General features: G+C 73.2%; 18 protein-coding genes. 10 read left to right on the top strand and 8 right to left on the bottom strand.

Going from position 1 to position 16021, the window contains the following annotated elements; translation table 11 throughout:
- Window positions 1-128: 128 nt before the first annotated feature.
- From rplS to KBX39_RS06405, 6 genes are all read left to right on the top strand, one after another.
- Entirely contained in the window at window positions 129-488 is a 360-nt protein-coding gene (rplS, locus tag KBX39_RS06430) for a 50S ribosomal protein L19 (protein WP_013284591.1), read from the top strand.
- Between the two features lie 168 nt (window positions 489-656).
- Window positions 657-1541 (top strand): signal peptidase I, encoded by an 885-nt coding sequence (gene lepB / locus KBX39_RS06425; RefSeq protein WP_210869556.1) that lies wholly within the window; start codon window positions 657-659, stop codon window positions 1539-1541.
- Window positions 1538-2170, top strand: a complete 633-nt coding sequence (gene lepB / locus KBX39_RS06420) for a signal peptidase I (RefSeq protein WP_043325910.1) — start codon at window positions 1538-1540, stop codon at window positions 2168-2170. The genes lepB (KBX39_RS06425) and lepB (KBX39_RS06420) overlap by 4 nt, the downstream gene beginning before the upstream one ends.
- Window positions 2171-2260: 90 nt before the next feature.
- Window positions 2261-2728 (top strand): NUDIX hydrolase, encoded by a 468-nt coding sequence (locus tag KBX39_RS06415; protein ID WP_210869553.1) that lies wholly within the window; start codon window positions 2261-2263, stop codon window positions 2726-2728.
- On the top strand, window positions 2722-3597 hold the full coding sequence (locus KBX39_RS06410) for a ribonuclease HII (protein WP_210869551.1): 876 nt from the start codon (window positions 2722-2724) through the stop codon (window positions 3595-3597). Before KBX39_RS06415 ends, KBX39_RS06410 begins: the two co-directional genes overlap by 7 nt.
- Window positions 3594-3917, top strand: coding sequence for a DUF2469 domain-containing protein (locus KBX39_RS06405; protein ID WP_011905215.1), 324 nt, complete (start codon window positions 3594-3596; stop codon window positions 3915-3917). The genes KBX39_RS06410 and KBX39_RS06405 overlap by 4 nt, the downstream gene beginning before the upstream one ends.
- Before the next feature lie 24 nt (window positions 3918-3941).
- On the opposite strand, the gene KBX39_RS06400 is transcribed toward KBX39_RS06405, so the two are convergent.
- Both KBX39_RS06400 and KBX39_RS06395 read right to left on the bottom strand, forming a co-directional pair.
- A complete protein-coding gene (locus KBX39_RS06400) occupies window positions 3942-5048 on the bottom strand; it encodes a sulfite oxidase (RefSeq protein ID WP_064447046.1) in 1107 nt (368 codons plus the stop codon).
- Window positions 5045-5704 (bottom strand): methyltransferase, encoded by a 660-nt coding sequence (locus KBX39_RS06395; protein WP_210869549.1) that lies wholly within the window; start codon window positions 5702-5704, stop codon window positions 5045-5047. The genes KBX39_RS06400 and KBX39_RS06395 overlap by 4 nt, the downstream gene beginning before the upstream one ends.
- 131 nt (window positions 5705-5835) lie before the next feature.
- On the opposite strand from KBX39_RS06395, the gene KBX39_RS06390 reads away from it, so the two are divergent.
- Window positions 5836-6579 (top strand): murein hydrolase activator EnvC, encoded by a 744-nt coding sequence (locus KBX39_RS06390; protein ID WP_280841727.1) that lies wholly within the window; start codon window positions 5836-5838, stop codon window positions 6577-6579.
- On the opposite strand, the gene KBX39_RS06385 is transcribed toward KBX39_RS06390, so the two are convergent.
- Together KBX39_RS06385 and KBX39_RS06380 are read right to left on the bottom strand one after the other, a co-directional pair.
- On the bottom strand, window positions 6493-7674 hold the full coding sequence (locus tag KBX39_RS06385) for an aminotransferase class V-fold PLP-dependent enzyme (protein ID WP_166455532.1): 1182 nt from the start codon (window positions 7672-7674) through the stop codon (window positions 6493-6495). The genes KBX39_RS06390 and KBX39_RS06385 overlap by 87 nt on opposite strands.
- A gap of 49 nt (window positions 7675-7723) precedes the next feature.
- Entirely contained in the window at window positions 7724-8650 is a 927-nt protein-coding gene (locus KBX39_RS06380; protein WP_210869558.1) for a tyrosine recombinase XerC, read from the bottom strand.
- Between the two features lie 428 nt (window positions 8651-9078).
- Here KBX39_RS06380 and KBX39_RS06375 point away from each other — a divergent pair, with 428 nt between their 5' ends.
- On the top strand, window positions 9079-9420 hold the full coding sequence (locus KBX39_RS06375) for a hypothetical protein (protein WP_043325899.1): 342 nt from the start codon (window positions 9079-9081) through the stop codon (window positions 9418-9420).
- Window positions 9421-9453: 33 nt separating this feature from the next.
- Here the strand turns inward: KBX39_RS06375 and KBX39_RS06370 are convergent, their stop codons facing one another.
- The 4 genes from KBX39_RS06370 to KBX39_RS06355 form a co-directional block, all read right to left on the bottom strand.
- Window positions 9454-9840, bottom strand: a complete 387-nt coding sequence (locus KBX39_RS06370) for a hypothetical protein (RefSeq protein ID WP_140946285.1) — start codon at window positions 9838-9840, stop codon at window positions 9454-9456.
- Window positions 9841-10099: 259 nt separating this feature from the next.
- Window positions 10100-11278 (bottom strand): DNA-processing protein DprA, encoded by a 1179-nt coding sequence (locus KBX39_RS06365; RefSeq protein ID WP_210869547.1) that lies wholly within the window; start codon window positions 11276-11278, stop codon window positions 10100-10102.
- Window positions 11275-12795 (bottom strand): YifB family Mg chelatase-like AAA ATPase, encoded by a 1521-nt coding sequence (locus tag KBX39_RS06360; protein ID WP_064447050.1) that lies wholly within the window; start codon window positions 12793-12795, stop codon window positions 11275-11277. The genes KBX39_RS06365 and KBX39_RS06360 overlap by 4 nt, the downstream gene beginning before the upstream one ends.
- A gap of 1 nt (window position 12796) precedes the next feature.
- Window positions 12797-13156, bottom strand: a complete 360-nt coding sequence (locus KBX39_RS06355) for a YraN family protein (protein WP_069088764.1) — start codon at window positions 13154-13156, stop codon at window positions 12797-12799.
- Window positions 13157-13398: 242 nt separating this feature from the next.
- Here KBX39_RS06355 and KBX39_RS06350 point away from each other — a divergent pair, with 242 nt between their 5' ends.
- Both KBX39_RS06350 and KBX39_RS06345 read left to right on the top strand, forming a co-directional pair.
- A complete protein-coding gene (locus KBX39_RS06350) occupies window positions 13399-13905 on the top strand; it encodes a hypothetical protein (RefSeq protein WP_069088765.1) in 507 nt (168 codons plus the stop codon).
- Window positions 13906-13988: 83 nt separating this feature from the next.
- Window positions 13989-16021 (top strand): DNRLRE domain-containing protein (locus tag KBX39_RS06345; protein ID WP_210869545.1); only part of this gene is annotated, 2033 nt, incomplete at its 3' end.

The raw sequence follows: 16021 nt of genomic DNA, 5'->3' as shown, positions 1-16021 counted from the left end.
CGTCCACGCCGTGGGCGGCTGCGAGGACCCTCGACCGGGGCCGGTCTCGCCGGTCACCACCCGGGGGTCAGAATCACCCATCCGCGCATCGACTGACGATGCGCCGTGAGCCTCACGAGGACGCAGCGATGAACATCCTGGACGCCCTTGACGCCCAGTCGAAGCGTACCGACCTGCCCGACTTCCGTGCCGGTGACACCGTCAAGGTGCACGCGCGGGTCGTCGAGGGCAACCGCTCCCGGGTCCAGATCTTCCAGGGCGTCGTCATCCGCCGCCAGGGTGACGGCCTGCGTGAGACCTTCTCGGTCCGCAAGGTCAGCTTCGGTGTCGGCGTGGAGCGGACCTACCCGCTCAACGGCCCGGGCATCGACCGGATCGAGGTCGTGACCCGCGGTGACGTGCGTCGCGCCAAGCTCTACTACCTGCGCGAGCTGCGGGGCAAGAAGGCCAAGATCAAGGAGCTGCGGGAGAAGCAGCCGGCGAACTGATTCGCGTTCGCCACGCCGCCCGGCCTGCGCGGATGTCGTATCGACCAGACCGCATTACCCTGGTCGGTACGGGCGCAGCCGGACGGTGCGAAACGGTCCACTACCGCCCGTGGGGTCTCGAAGGAGACTCCCGGGCGGTAGTGTCGTTTCCGCGGACCGGAGAGTGGCATGGTGCAGATGGTTGACGAGGACGGCGCCGTCGATCCCTGGCGCCGGCGGGCCCGGCGCGGGCGTCGCCAGATGCCGCTCTGGCAGGAGCTTCCGCTGCTGCTCATCGTGGCGCTCTGCCTGGCGGTGCTGAGCCGCACGTTCCTGCTCCAGGCGTTCTTCATCCCCTCCGGGTCGATGGAGAACACGCTGCTCGTCGGCGACCGGGTGCTCGTCAACAAGGTCGTCTACGACGTCCGCGACCCCGTCCGCGGCGAGGTGGTGGTGTTCCGCGGCACCGACCGCTGGGTCGCCCAGGAGGCGCCCGCGCCACCCACCAACTTCGCCGGCCAGGTCAGCCGCACGCTCGGTGACCTGGTGGGCGTCAGCCGCCCCGGTGAGAAGGACTTCATCAAGCGGGTCATCGGCGTGCCGGGCGACAAGATCTGGTGCTGCGACGACGGCCGCGTGGTGGTCAACGGGGTGCCGCTGGACGAGCAGGCGTACGTCTCCGAGGACTCCCCGCTCGAGCTTCCGCCCAATCCGAAGGAATGCCGGTCCCGGCAGTTCACCGAGGTGGTGGTGCCGCCGGGGCAGATCTTCGTGATGGGTGACCACCGGCTGGTCTCGCAGGACGCCCGATGTCAGGGGCCGGTGCCGATCGAGAACGTGATCGGTCGCGCCTTCATGATCGTCTGGCCGTCGCAGCGGTGGACCACCCTGCCCGTACCGGAGACGTTCGCGGACGTGCCGCGCGCGGACGCCGCGGCCGCCTCCGGCCCGGTCCCGGTGGATCCCGACCCGGTGGGCGGAGTCGTCCTGATCGTGCCGGTCGTGGCGACGCTCACGGTTCTCGCGGGTTCGGGGCGACTGCGCCGCACCCGGGGACGTAGGCTCCTCCCGTGATCGACGAGCAGACCGAGAAGCCGCGCAACTCCTTCTGGAAGGAGCTGCCCATCCTCCTGGGTGTGGCGATCCTGGTCGCAGTGCTGGTTCGCGCCTTCGTGCTGCAGACCTTCTTCATCCCGTCGCCGTCCATGGAGAACACCCTCAAGATCGACGATCGGGTGCTGGTCAACAAGCTGGTCTACGACTTCCGCTCGCCGCACCGGGGCGAGGTGATCGTCTTCAAGGCGCCCACCGAGTGGAGCGGCAACCCCGACGGTGAGGACTTCATCAAGCGGGTGATCGGCGTCGGCGGCGATCACGTGGTCTGCTGCGACCGTACGGGCGGGCAGGACCGGCTGGTCATCAACGGCAAGCCGGTCGACGAGCCGTTCATCTTCCCCGGCAACAAGCCCGCCGACCAGGACTTCGACATCACCGTGCCGAAGGGCCGGCTGTGGGTCATGGGTGACCACCGGGAGGCCTCCGGCGACTCGCTGGAGCACTGGCAGCAGTCCGGCGAGGACATCACCGTCGCCACCATCCCGGAGGGCGAGGTCGTCGGGCGGGCTTTCACCATCTTCTGGCCGGTCAGCCGCGCCACCTGGCTCAGCGTGCCGAAGCAGTTCGAGGGGATCCCCAATCCCTGACCCGACGGTTTCCGCGCGCCCCCACGCCCACCCCCGGCCGCCGGCGGGAGGGCGTGGTCGTTCGTCGCAGCCGTCTGGCAGGCTGGTGCGGTGACCGTCTACACCCCTCGTCGCGCGGCCCGGGTGCTGCAGGTCGACGCGTCCGACCGGGTGCTGCTCTTCGAGGGCGGTGATCCGGCCCGGCCGGGTCACCGCTACTGGTTCACTCCCGGCGGCGGGCTGGACCCGGGGGAGGCCCCGGCCGACGGCGCGGCCCGTGAGCTGGCCGAGGAGACCGGCCTGCGGCTGGCCCCGGCCGAGCTGGGCGCGCCGGTCTGGTCGGAGACCGTCGAGTTCCCGTTCGACGGCGTCTGGTACCGCCAGGAGCAGCAGTTCTACCTGGTCCGGGTGGCGGGCTGGGAGGTCGACACCACCGGATTCAACGACGTCGAGCGCGCGAGCGTGCACGGGCACCGCTGGTGGACGGTGACCGACCTGGCCGCCACCGCCGAGCGCTACTACCCGCCGGATCTGCCGGGCCGGCTCGGCGCCGCGCTGGTGGGAGGCGGCGCATGCTGACCCCGCCGCGCACGGTGGTGCGCCGCGACGGCGGCCTCTACGCGCTGGAGCGGGCCCTGCAACGGCGGGGCTTCCGCTACGTCGCGGGCGCCGACGAGGCGGGCCGGGGCGCCTGCGCCGGGCCGCTGGTGGCCGCCGCCGCGATCCTGCCCGAGGGGCGCCGGGGCGAGATCGACGAGCTGGCCGACTCCAAGCTGCTCACCCCGGCCGCCCGGGAGCGCGTCCACGACGAGGTGGTGGCGCGGGCCCTGGCGTACGCCGTGGTGGTCATCCCGGCCGAGGAGGTGGACGCCCGCGGGTTGCACGTGTGCAACCTCGCCGCGATGCGCCGGGCGCTCGCCTCGCTGACCACCCGCCCGGAGTACGTGCTGACCGACGGCTTCGGCGTCGACGGGCTCGACGTGCCGGGGCTGGCGGTCTGGAAGGGCGATCGGGTGGCCGCCTGCGTGGCTGCGGCCAGTGTGCTCGCCAAGGTCACCCGGGACCGGATCATGGTGGAACTGGACGGGCGGTTCCCCGGCTACGGCTTCGCCGAACACAAGGGCTACATCACCGCCGAGCACAGCGCCGCGCTGCGCGCGCTCGGGCCCTGCCGGGAGCACCGCTTCTCGTACGTGAACGTGGCCGCCGTCTCCGGACGGGACGGCCGGCCTCCCCGCGCCCGCCGCCCGGCGGGCGCCGACGTGGTGTCGCCCGAGCCCGTGGCCGGGCTGCCGGTACTCGGGGCCGGCGCGTTCGCCGGGCGCCCGGACGAGCCGATGGGGCGCTCCGGCGCGCCAGGGGGTACCGTCGGCGTGGCGTTGGGCGAGCAGCCGCGACCTCCGGCGTCGGTGGGGGAAGATGTGGTCATGGAAGGCGGAGTGCGATGAGCGCGGAAGATCTCGAGAAGTACGAGACCGAGATGGAGCTGCAGCTCTACCGGGAGTACCGCGACATTGTCCGCCAGTTCTCCTACGTGGTGGAGACCGAGCGCCGTTTCTATCTGGCGAACCAGGTCGACCTGCACGTCCGCAACTCGGACGGTGAGGTCTACTTCGAGGTCGAGATGCACGACGCCTGGGTGTGGGACATGTACCGGCCTGCCCGTTTCGTCAAGAACGTCCGAGTAATGACGTTCAAGGACGTCAATGTGGAAGAGCTCGAAAAGCCCGACATCTCGCTTCCCGCAGATTCCGGATTCGGGAGCTGATCCCCGGGCGGCCCGCCGCCCGGATCACCGCTCCGGCACGACCACTTCGACCCGCTGCACCAGGTTGTTCGCGAACCCGCCCCGGTTCCACGGCTGCTCGACCGGCTGAGTGCGCCCCGAGGCGTCGGTCGCCCGGGCGCCCAGCACGTACCGCCCCGGGGTCGCCGTCCAGCTCACCGACCATCGACGCCACGCCCACTCGCCGCCGGCCGGCTCGTCCAGGACCGCCGGCGTCCACGTGCCGCCACCGTCCATCGTCACCTCGACCGACGTCACCGGCGCGTGCCCGGACCAGGCCCGGCCGTCCACCGTGCACGGCCCCGGCCGCACCACCCGGGTCCGGGACATGAAGTCCGGGAACCCGGGCGGGCGCACCAGGGCACGCGGTTCGATCCGGGTCACCGGCACGCCCGGGTCGTCGGCGTCGCGCCGCAACCGGTAGGCCACCGCGTTCTGGTAGCCGTCGAACGGCTCGGTCGTCACCGTGATGTCGCGCAGCCACTTCACGTGCGCCATGCCGTACCAGCCGGGCACGATCAGCCGCAGCGGCGCGCCGTGCTGCGGCAGCAGGGGAGCGCCGTTCATCTCGTACGCCAGCAGCACCTCCTCGCGCAGCGCGTCGGCCACCGGCAGCGCCCGCTGGTAGTCCTGCTCGACGCCGCGCTCGATCCCGTGGTCCGCCCCGGTGAACACCACGTCCACCGCGTCGCCGGACAGCCCGGCCTCGCGCAGCAGCGGCGCCAGCGGGGTGCCGGTCCACTCGGCGTTGCCCACCGCCTCCACCAGCCAGGGCTGGCTCACCGGGCGGGGCCGCAGCAGCGCCCGGCCGTTGCCCGCGCACTCCAGCGTGACCCGGTGGGTCACCCGGGGCCGGTCGCGCAGCGCCGCCAGGTCCAGCCGCAGTGGACGCTGCACCGCGCCGGACACGCTCAGCGCGTACGCGGCCGGGTCGACGTCCGGGATGTCGTAGTGGATGAGCAGGTAGTGCAGGCCCGCCGGGGTCACGTCGTAGCGCAGCGCCTCCAGCGGGATGCCGTGGTTGCGCGCGGCGAGCTGGAGCTCCTCGGCGCTGATCGCCTCGTCCGGTCCGGCGACCCGGGCGGGCCGGCTCGCGTCGTCCACTGTGGTCATGCCTGCTCCGTCCGCTCCAGCACGTCGTAGCCCACGAACGTGAACATCCGTGCACCCGGCACCAGCGGGCGCGGGGTGCCGGTGAAGCGGTGCGCGCCGACACCCACACCGTCGGCCGGGCTGCCCAAAGCGACCGGCTCGAAGCCCTCCTCGGCGAACCACTCGCAGATCGCCGGCACCAGATCCGGCTCGCGCCGGTGCCGCGTCCACAGCAGCATGCCGCCGGTGGCGCAGAGCGAGGCGCAGTGCCGCACCGTCGCCCGGATGTCGTCGTCGGTGATGTTGCCGAAGATGCCGCAGACCAGCACCAGATCGGCCGGGGCCAGATCGGCGTAGCCGTCGGTCAGCGCGGCGTCCCCGGTCACCACCTGCACGCCGGTGAGCCCCGCGTCGGCGGCGGCGCGGCGGGCCAGATCGGCGTTGCGCGGGTCCAGCTCGACCAGGCGGGCGGTCACGTCGGCGCCCCGGGGGTGGGCGGCCAGCACCGGGATCAGGTCACGGCCCTGACCGGCGCAGAGACTCAGCGCGCGCAGCGGACCGGGCGGTGCGGCGTCGAGGGCGTCGGCGACACGCTGCCGCACCTCGGCGAGCCGCCGGGCCAGTGCGGACTCGGGCTGGTCGTAGTCGCGGTGCCAGGCGTACCAGTCCTTCGTCACCCGGCCAGCATAGGCGTCCCGGCCGTAGCAGATCCGCCCCGATTTCGGCGCTCGTCCACAGTGGGGGCGTCGTCCACAGGGCGACCGCGCGGTGCGCGCGGGGGAGCACGGGGCAGGTCAGGGTACGCGGTGTGCGTATCCCCATCGGTCGGGCCGGCAGGGGCCTGCTGCTTGTGCTCGTGCTCGCCTTCTGGTTGCCGGGCGTCCCCGCGGCGAGCCTTGACAGGCCGGTGGCGGCGGGCGGCTCGGCGGCGGTCCTTGACGGGCCGGACGTCACGACGGGATACCGGGGCGCGCCCGGCGGGCCGGCGATCGCCGGACGGTTCCGGTGGCCGCTGCCCGGTCCACCCCGCGTGGCACGTGGGTTCGACCCGCCGCCGCAGCCGTGGATGTCCGGGCACCGGGGCGTGGACCTGGCAGACGCGCCCGGCGCGCAGGTCCGCTCGGTTGGCGCCGGGACCGTCCTGTTCGCCGGCTCGGTCGCCGGCCGGCCGGTCCTCACCGTCGGCCACCACGACGGGCTGCGCACCACCTACGAGCCGGTCCGGTCCCGGGTCACCGCCGGCACCCGGGTCGACGCCGGCACCCCGATCGGTGACCTGCTCGCCGGGCATCCCGGCTGCGCCGAGGCGGCCTGCCTGCACTGGGGGCTGCGACGCGGCGCCGAGTACCTGGATCCGCTGGCGCTGCTCGGGCTCGGCCGGGTCCGGCTGCTGCCGCTCGACCCGGGAGCCGACGCCGGTCCCCTGAGTCGTGGCGCCGCCGCCGGCTTCGGCCGGATGCGCCGCTCAGCGCTGGGCGAGCAGCGTGGGCAGCCGGACGGCCAGCCGGTCGTACTCGTCGGGGGTGTTGTAGACCTGGCCGCACAGCCGTAGGTAGCCGCGCCCGTTCCAGCCGGCCACCGACACCTCGGCGGAGAGCCGGTCGGCGATCCGGGCCCGCAGCTCCCGGGCCGCGTCAAGTGTCGTCGCGACGCCCGGCGGCAGCGGCACCAGACGCATGGCGACCGCCGGTCCGCCGGGCTCCGGCAGCCGCTCGGGCGCCACACCCAGCGCGTCCCCGACGACCCGTTGCCCGTACGCGGCCAGCGCCGCGTTGTGCGCCCGTACCCGGTCGACGCCGAGGCTGCGCAGTGTGAACAGGCCCACCGGGGCGGCCAGCCAGCCGGTGTAGTCGAGCGTCGCCTGCCATTCCACCCGGGTCGGGAAGCCGCTGTCCTGCTCCCACGAGACGACGAGCGGCTGGATCTTCTCCCGCCACGACGGCGCCACCACGAGCGCGGCGGTGCCGCGCGGCGCGTACGCCCACTTGTGCAGGTTGCCCACCCAGAAGTCGGCGCCGATCGACGCGACGGTGGCCGGCAGCATGCCCGGCGCGTGCGCGGCGTCCACCAGCACCGGCACGCCCTGCTCCCGGGCCACCGCGACGAGCGCGGCGGCCGGAAACAGCCGGGCGGTCGGCGAGGTCAGCTGGTCGACGATGAGCAGCCGGGTACGCCCGGGGCGCAACCCGGCGCGGACGATCTCGACCACCTCCTCGTCGGTGGCGGTCAACGGCACCGGCAGGGTGCGGGACACCGCCCCGGTGCGGGCGCACTCCCGCCCGATCGAGAGGGCCACTGCCCCGTACCCGTGGTCGGTGGTCAGGATCTCGTCGCCGGGGCGCAGCGCCAGCGACTGCAACACGACCGCCGCGCCGGCGGTGACGTTGCCGACCAGCGCGGTGCCGTCCGGGTCCGCGCCGAGGAACGCGGCCAGGTGTCGGCGGGCGTGGGCGATCCGGTCGACCAGGCCCTGGGTGAAGAACCGCAGCGGGTTGGCCTCCATCTCGTCGCGCAGGCGCTGCTGGGCGCGCTGCACGGCGATCGGCACGGCGCCGAACGAGCCGTGGTTGAGGTGGCTGACGGAGGGATCGAGGGAGAAGAGCAGCCGAGCACCGGGAATCGGCTCGGGCGGCTGCGGCACCGTCATCCATCGATCCTAGCCCGAGATGGATCATCACCCGGCGGGATTCCGCCGGTCAGGCGCGGGGGTGCGCCTGCCGGTACGCCGCACGTAGCCGCTCGACCGACACGTGCGTGTAGATCTGCGTGCTCGCCAGCGACGAGTGCCCGAGCAGCTCCTGCACCGCCCGCAGGTCCGCGCCGCCTTCGAGCAGGTGGGTGGCGGCCGAGTGACGCAGCCCGTGCGGCGTCACCCGGGGCACCCCGGCGGCCTCGGTCCAGTCGGCCACGATCCGCCGCGCGGTGGTCGGGTTGAGCCGCCCGCCCCGCGCCCCGAGCAGCAGCGCCCGGCCCGAGCCGGGCGTCGCCAGAGCCGGCCGCCCGACGCTCAGCCACGCATCGAGCGCCCGCTGCGCCGGCACCCCGTAGGGCACCGACCGCTCCCGGCCGCCCTTGCCGAGTACGCGCACCACCCGGCGGCCCTGGTCGACGTCGGTCACGTCCAGGCCGCACGCCTCGCTGATCCGTACCCCGGTGCCGTAGAGCAGTTCGAGCAGCAGCCGGTCACGCAGCAGCACGGCCTCGGGCGTGTCCGCGCCCGGTGCTCCCTCGGGTTGCGGGGCGTCGGCGGGCCGGGCGGCCTCCATCAGGGCGGCGGCCTGGTCGGCCCGCAGCACGGTGGGCAGTTCCCGCCGGGCCCGAGGGCTCGCCAGCGGCGCGGCGATGTCGTCGGCGAGCAGGCCGGCGCGGTGCGCCCAGGCGCTGAACGTCCGGGCCGCGGCGGCGCGGCGGGCCATCGTCGTCCGGGCCGCGCCCATGGTCCGCTGTTTCGCCAGCCAGCTGCGCAGCACGGCGAGGTCCAGCTCCGGCAGCTCGGCGCAGCCCATTCGGACCGCGTGGTCGAGCAGCGACACGAGATCCGTGACGTACGCGCGGACGGTGTGGACGGACCGGTTGCGCACCCGCGACAGGTGGTCGGCGAAGTCGTCCACCGCTTCGCGCATCGACGCGGGCAGCTCCTCGTGCGCGTCCCGGGTGCCGCGCTGCCGCTTGCTCACCGCGGCGCCCCGATCTGGCGCAAGCGGTCGTGGCGGCGGTGCGGGACAGCGATCACCGGTCCAGCGTACGGCCGGAGCGCCGCCGCGCGCTGAGCCGCCGCACGCCTTCACCGCGCCGGCCGGGCCGTCGGCGCCGCCGTGGCCGCGGTGTGCCGTGCGCCGCCGCGCCAGTGCCTTCCGGCGTGACGATCGCGCCGCGCCGAGCAGGGTGGCTAAACCGGGCCTGGACAGAGGAAACTCATGCTGCGGCCAGGCACAGGGCGGCAACCGGACGGCAGCGTGGCTGAGCCGGCGCCCCACGGGTGGCCGATCCGGCCGCGATCGGACAGCCGCGTCCCGCGACGGTGACGCCCGGTACGAAAAGGGGCCCGACAGTGGGAGTGGACGCGGTCCTCTACCGACAGATCTCGGCGGGCAGCAGTCGTCGCCGGCCCGCGTACGTCTCGATCGAGGTCGTCGCGGATCCGCAGGACGTGCTGCTCGGTCTGCTGGCGCGGGTCCGCGGCGGCGGCCGGACGCCGCTGCTGGATCGCGTCGATCCGCTCGGCGAGCTGACCGTCGACACCGATCGGATGTCGCAGCTGCTCGCCGACCTGCGGTGCCTGGCCGAGGTGGCCGGGGCGCCGGCGGAGGCCGACCACATCCGCCGGCTGGCCCGGCTGGCCCGCCGCTGCGCGGAGCGCCGAGACACCGAGATCCGGTTCGAGGGCGACTGACGATCGCGCGTCCCGTCGCCGTGCCGTGCCGGCTCAGGCTTCGGCCGGCTGCTGCGTGGCCCGGATCCGGCGCGTGCCCCACACGATCAGCAGGACTCCGGCCACGAACAGCGCCGGACCGGCGACGAAGCCGATGTCCCGGATCATCAGGTCGATGTCGTGCTGCTTCTCCGCCTCGGCCTTCTGGGCCTCGTAGGAGCCGTCGCCCGCGCCGAACATGCACCGGTCCCGGGGCGTCATCACATCCTCGCCGCACATCGTCGGGCCGTTCGGGTCGTAGTCGCCGATGTCGCGGTGGGACAGGATCGCGAAGAACACCACGAAGAGGCTGACCACGACCAGCATGCCGCCGAACGCACGACGCCCCGACCCGGGTGGGCCAGCCGCCGGGTTGCGGCGCGAGGTCTCCTGCGTGCTCATCGGCCGCCTCCGCGCGTCGGCGGGATGGCCGACGCCGGCCCGGCGAGCCGCACCTCGGCGCCGGACTCCGACCATTGTGGACATGTGCGACGGTTCGCTGCCCCAGTCATCCTTCTCCCCGTGACGGCGCCCGGCGTCCGGCCGGGGCGCGATCGTTCCCGCAACGGCTTCCGCCGCGCGCGAAATGGTGATCCTAGAAGACCGGGGCCGGTCCCACGGCCCCGTCGCCGGGCGGTTGCGAGGGGGTACGCGCCGCCTGTCAGGTCGGGCCGGCCGCCGGCGGGGCGAGCGCGTAGCCGCCGTCGCGACGAACCACCATCGTCAGTTCCTCCAGCAGGGACAGCTTGCGCATCGCGGTACGCAGGTCCACGCCGGCCCGGGCTGCGACGCTCTCCAGGTCGAGCGCCCGGCGGCGGGGCAACGCCTCCAGCACCTGGGTGGCCTCCTCGTCGAGCCGGTCCCGTGGGCGCTCGGGCGCTCGGGCCGGCGGGGCCAGGTCGTAGCCGATCCGTCCCACCTCCTCCAGCACGTGCGCGAGGCCGGTGACCAGCCGCGCGTCCGGCCGCTCGCGCAGCACCTCGTGCCCGCCGACCGACATCGCGGAGGTGACCGGCCCGGGAACCACCATGGCGTGGCGCCGGAGGCCGAGCGCCCGGTTGAGCGTCTGGGCGGCGCCGCTGCGCGCCGCCGCCTCCACCAGCACCGTGCCGCGTGTCGCCGCCGCTATCACCCGGTTGCGGATGAGGAACCGGGGCCGCAGCGGCTCCGCGCCCGGCATCCACTCGCTCACCAGCAGGCCGGTCTCGGCGATCCGGTCGAACAACGCGGCGTTGCCCATCGGGTACGGGCGGTCCACCCCGCACGCCAGCACGGCGACGGTGCGCCCGCCCGCTGTCAACGCGCCACGATGGGCGGCGGAGTCGATGCCGAACGCCCCGCCCGACACCACAGTCCACTCCCGGTCGGCCAGGCCGTAGCCCAGCTCGGTGGCGATGTGTGAGCCGTAGGGGGTGGCCGCCCGGGCGCCGACCACCGCCACCGAGTGCGCCAGCGTCTCGCCGAGCGGCCACGCCCCGCGTACCCAGAAGCAGAGCGGCGGGTCGGTCTCCACATCGACCCGGCGGGTGGCGCCGGGCAGCGCCAGCCGCCGGAGGTCACGGACCTGGGCCGGCCACTCGTCGTCGTCCGGGGTGACCAGCCGGGCGCCCAGCCGCTCGCCACGGGCCAGCGCCTCGGCCGCGACCGCCCGGGCGTCACCGGCAGCGGCCCGCGCCGCCACGGCCGAGCGCAGGGTCCGCTCCGGCGCGCCACCGGACAGCAGCAGGTCGAGCGCGGCGACCGGGCCGATCCGCTCGACCAAGGCGTACACGGATCGGGTGCCGGGCTCGGCGAGCCAGGTGAGCGCGACCCGCGCCAGCTTCGTCTCGTCGGTGCTCACGCGGCCTCTCCCGTCCGCAGCTGGATGGCCTCCGCCACGTCGTCGTGGCCGGGGCGGTCCCGCCCGTCCAGGTCCGCGATGGTCCAGGCGAGCCGCAGTACGCGGTCGTAGCCGCGCGCGGACAGCGAACCGGTGTCGAGCCGGTGCCGCAGGTCCGTCGTGACCCGGGCGGGCAGGTGCCACGGCGGACGGCGCAGGTACGGGCCGGGGACGTCGGCGTTGACCCGGTGCCCGGTGGCCGCCCAGCGGTCGGCGGCGGCTCGTCGTGCGGCGGCGACCCGGGCGGCGACGGTGGCCGAGGACTCGTGCGCGGCATCGGTACGCAACAGTTCCGCCGCGCGTACCGCCTGCAGCCGGACCTGCACGTCCACCCGGTCGAGCAGCGGCCCCGACAACCGGCCCAGGTAGCGCCGCCGGGCCAGCGGTGTGCACTCGCAGTCGACGTCGCCGGACGGCTTCGCGCACGGGCAGGGGTTGGCGGCCAGCACCAGTTGCGTGCGGGCCGGGTACTCGGTCGCGCCGCGCGTGCGCGCCACACGTACCCGGCCGCTCTCCAGCGGCTGCCGCAACGCCTCCAGCGCGCCCTTGCCGAACTCGGGCGCCTCGTCGAGGAACAGCACCCCGCGGTGGGCCAGCGACACCGCGCCGGGCCGGGCCAGCCCGGAGCCGCCACCGACGAGGGCGGGCACCGTGGCGGTGTGGTGGGGCGCCTGGAACGGAGGACGGCGCAGCAGCCCGCCGCCGGGCGGCAGCAGGCCGGCGATCGAGTGCAGCGCGGTCACCTCCAGGGCGGCCTCGTCGTCCAGCTCGGGCAGCACCGACGGCAGCCGCTCGGCGAGCATGGTCTTGCCGGCGCCGGGCGGGCCGAGCAGCGCAAGGTGATGACCGCCGGCGGCGGCGATCTCCAGCGCGCGCCGCCCGAGCGGCTGGCCGGCCACGTCGGCGAGATCCGGCCCGGGTGGGGTCCCGGCCGGGGCCGGAGCGGGCGGGGCGAGCAGTGGCGCGCCGGTGCGGACGTGTGCGACGAGCCGGTGCAGCGTGTCGACGGCGTGCACCCGTACGCCGGGGATGACCGCCGCCTCGGCGGCGTTGCCGGCGGGTACGACGACCCGGGTGTGCCCGGCGCGGGCTGCGGCGGCGACCATGGGCAGCGTGCCGCGTACCGGGCGCACCGCGCCGTCGAGGCCGAGTTCGCCGAGCACGACAGTGGCGTCCAGGGCGACGGGCGGCAGCTCACCCGAGCCGGCGAGCACGGCGACCGCGATGGCCAGGTCGAACGCCGAGCCGTACTTGGGCAGGGTGGCGGGCAGCAGATTGAGGGTGATCCGCCGGTTCGGCCACTTCTGGCCGGAGTTGACGATCGCCGCGCGGACCCGGTCGCGCGCCTCGTGCAGCGCGGTGTCGGGCAGACCGGAGATGATCACGGCGGGCAGGCCGGGGGCGAGGTCGGCCTCGACCTCGACGAGGTGACCGGCGACTCCGGCCAGGCCCACGCTCAGCACTTTCGCGTACCCCATGTCAGAACGCGCCGCGCAGGTGCTCGACCCGGGCGGGGCCGGTGAGCGGGAGCCGGACGGACAGCACGTCGAAGCGGACCTCGTCGGCGGTGGTGCCGGTCTCGGCGAGCCACCGGGCGGCCAGGCCGCGCAGCCGGCGGGCCTTGGCCGGGACGACGGCCTCGGCGGGGGAGCCGAACTGCTCGCTGCGGCGGGTCTTGACCTCGCAGATGGCCAGGACCGGGCCCTCCCAGGCGATGATGTCGATCTCGCCCTCGGGGCAGCGCCAGTTGCGGGCGACCGGGCGCAGGCCCGTCTCGATCAGGTGCCGCAGCGCGCACCGCTCGCCGTACGCGCCGACGGCTCGGTTCCGGTTCGTCATGCCGGCCAGGATGCGTGCGGCGGGTCCGGCGGAGGGGGCGCGCGGGGTCGGCCTGTGGACGAGGAGCGTCCTGTGGACGACGGGACGATCATGGGTCAGATCTGCTAGGAAGCCGACGGCAGAGGCGGCACAAGCGGCCGCATGAAGCGCGCATACGAAGTCGCGGGATTGGCCGTACCCGCGGCGCGGGCGCCGTCCACTACGCTCCATCCGGATTTCGCGCTGCCGGAAGAGTGGGTCGGATGAAGTGGTTGCGTTGGCCGGGACTGCTCGCCCCGGCGTCGGTGCTAGTGCTGGCGCTGATCGGCGCGCTGCTGTGGTTGACGTGGCCCGATGAGAAGGAGCTGCCGCCCCGCGAACGACGGTACGAGGCGTTCACCGCCTGTCTGCTGACCGATGACGAGGGCTTGGCGGGCACGGAGGCGAAGGCGGCGTGGGCCGGCATGCAGGCGGTCTCCACCGCGCAGCTGATAAAGGTCCAGTACCTTGCGGTCGATGGACCGCAGACGACCGCCAACGCCCTGGCCTACTTCAACACCATGGCTCTGGAGGGCTGTGGTGTCGTGGTGGCAGTGGGACAAGCACCGGTCGCCGCGGTGGAGGAAGGGAAGGGCCGCTTTCCGGAAATCCGTTACGTGACGGTGGGCGCGGAGCGACCGATCCACGGTGTGTACGCCGTTTCGGCTGGCAATGCCGAGGAGATCCGGGCGGGAGTCGAGTCGGCGGTGGCCCGCTCCCGAGCAAAATAATCTTACCTACATGGATGCTTGTGCTTACAGGAAACGTCCAGGAAGCTCTCCTCACGTATTCGTGATCGCGGGGGAGGGCTGCCATGGGCGGTCAGCGGCAGCATGCGCAGGCGATGGCTCCGGGCCGCCCGCGCCGTCGAGGTCGGGTCGCTCGACGCATGGCGGCGGTACTCGTCCTGACGATGCTGATCACCACGGGGGCACCCTCCGCACCCTTGAACCATCCAGGCCGCAGTGGCTTTCCCCTGTCCTGGCTGTCCGATCTGTTCGCGGTGCGCTGGTCGTGGGCTGACCCACCCACGCCGAAGCAGCAGATGGGCCGCTCGCCTGACCGCGGCCACTATGTCGACTCGCCCAGGGCGCAGGACAACGCGCCGGTCCGGCCCGCGAAGGGCGAGCTGAAGCTGCGGAAGTCGTACCGGCCTGAGACCGGCAACCGGACGACACGGGCAGCGCAGGGCTTCCAGTCAGGCGTCAGCAAGCATCTCCCGGAAGCCTCGACCAGCACCTCCGACGTCTTCCAGAACGCGGATGGCTCCTACACCCGCCGGGTCCACGCGTCCGCCGTCAACTTCAAGGACGGTCAGGGACGCTGGCAACGGATCGACAACGGGCTGGTGGGGAAGGGCGGGCGACTGCGAGCACGAGCGGTACCGATCGACGTCACCCTGAATCCCACGCTGGAGGCCGCGGACGGCCCGCTGGTGCGGATGAACCTCGGCGGGGGTCGGATACTCGGCTATGACCTGGCGGGAGGCACGATCAGTGCCGCGGTCATCGAGGGCAGTGCCGCGACCTACCGAAGTGTCTTTCCCGGCGTCGACCTGACGCTCCGCCTCAACGGCAGCGAGGTCAAGGAGACGCTCACCTTTCACTCGGCGGACGTGGCCACCGAGTACCTCTATCCCCTGCACTTGTCCGGCTTGACCGTCCGATTGGACGACGACGGTCAGGTCGTGTTCGTCGACCCCGCCGGCAAGACCGCGGCGGTCATGCCGGCCGGCTGGATGCAGGACTCGAAGGTCGACCAGACAGGCGCGAGGACAACTTCACACGGGGTGCGGTACGACATTGTCGACCACGGCGACGGGCAGGCGCTGAAGGTAACGATCGACGGGGCCTGGCTCAGGGACCCGGCACGGACGTTCCCGGTCGAGCTCGATCCCACCACGGGAACCATCGCGACGACCACCGGTGACACGTACGTCCAGTCGGGCAGCACTGCTGTCCGCTCCACCGAGGACAACGTCGCCGTTGGAACCTTCGGAAGCGGCAAGGCCAAGGCTTTGCTGCCGTTCCCCACCTTCGGCACCACGTACGCGGGCAGGCGACTCAGCGCCGCAGACCTCAATCTCTTCATGAGCTATCAGGGCATCGGCAACGGCACCTGCGCCGCCCGACGTTTCGATGTCCACCGGGTGACGCAGAACTGGTGGGCGTCGTCGGTCACCTACGACACGTTCCCCACCTACAGCGCGTCGATCGGAAACGCGTCCCCGAGCAGCACCGCAGCCTGTGGGAACAACGGCAACCCTCCCAATCGCACGGTTGGCACTTGGGTGTCGGTGCCGCTGAACCCAGCCGAGGTCAACGAATGGGTAACCGGCGCCAGCAACTACGGCCTCGCCCTGACCGCGTCTGAGACCGACACCGCGGCGTGGAAGCGGTTCACTTCTACCGATGCGGGTGTGAAGTGCAATAACAGCGTCTACGGCCTGATCAGCTGTGGCCCCTTCATCGACGTCACCTACACCGACAACGTCGCCCCTCAGGTCGACACCCGGTACCCGTCGAACAACGCCACGCTCGACACCCTGACGCCAGAACTGATCGCCCAGGGCCACGACTCGGACAACTGGCCGGCGAAGGGACTGCGCTACAACTTCATCGTCTACAACGAGCAGGGAACGCAAATCACCAGTTCGGGCTGGGTCGCTGGTGGGGTGTGGAAGGTTCCGGCCGGCGTGCTGGCGTGGAAGAAGTCGTACCTGTACGCGGTCCAGGCCAACGACTTCTCCTCCACCGGTCCCACCACCCCGATGTACGCCTTCACCACCCAGGTGCCGCAGCCCGTGGTGTCCTCGGCGCTCGCGCAGAACGGCGACCGGGGGTACGA

This window comes from Micromonospora sp. D75 (assembly GCF_018070405.1).
GTDB classification, from domain to species: domain Bacteria; phylum Actinomycetota; class Actinomycetes; order Mycobacteriales; family Micromonosporaceae; genus Micromonospora; species Micromonospora chalcea.
This window is presented reverse-complemented; position numbering and strand designations above follow the sequence as displayed.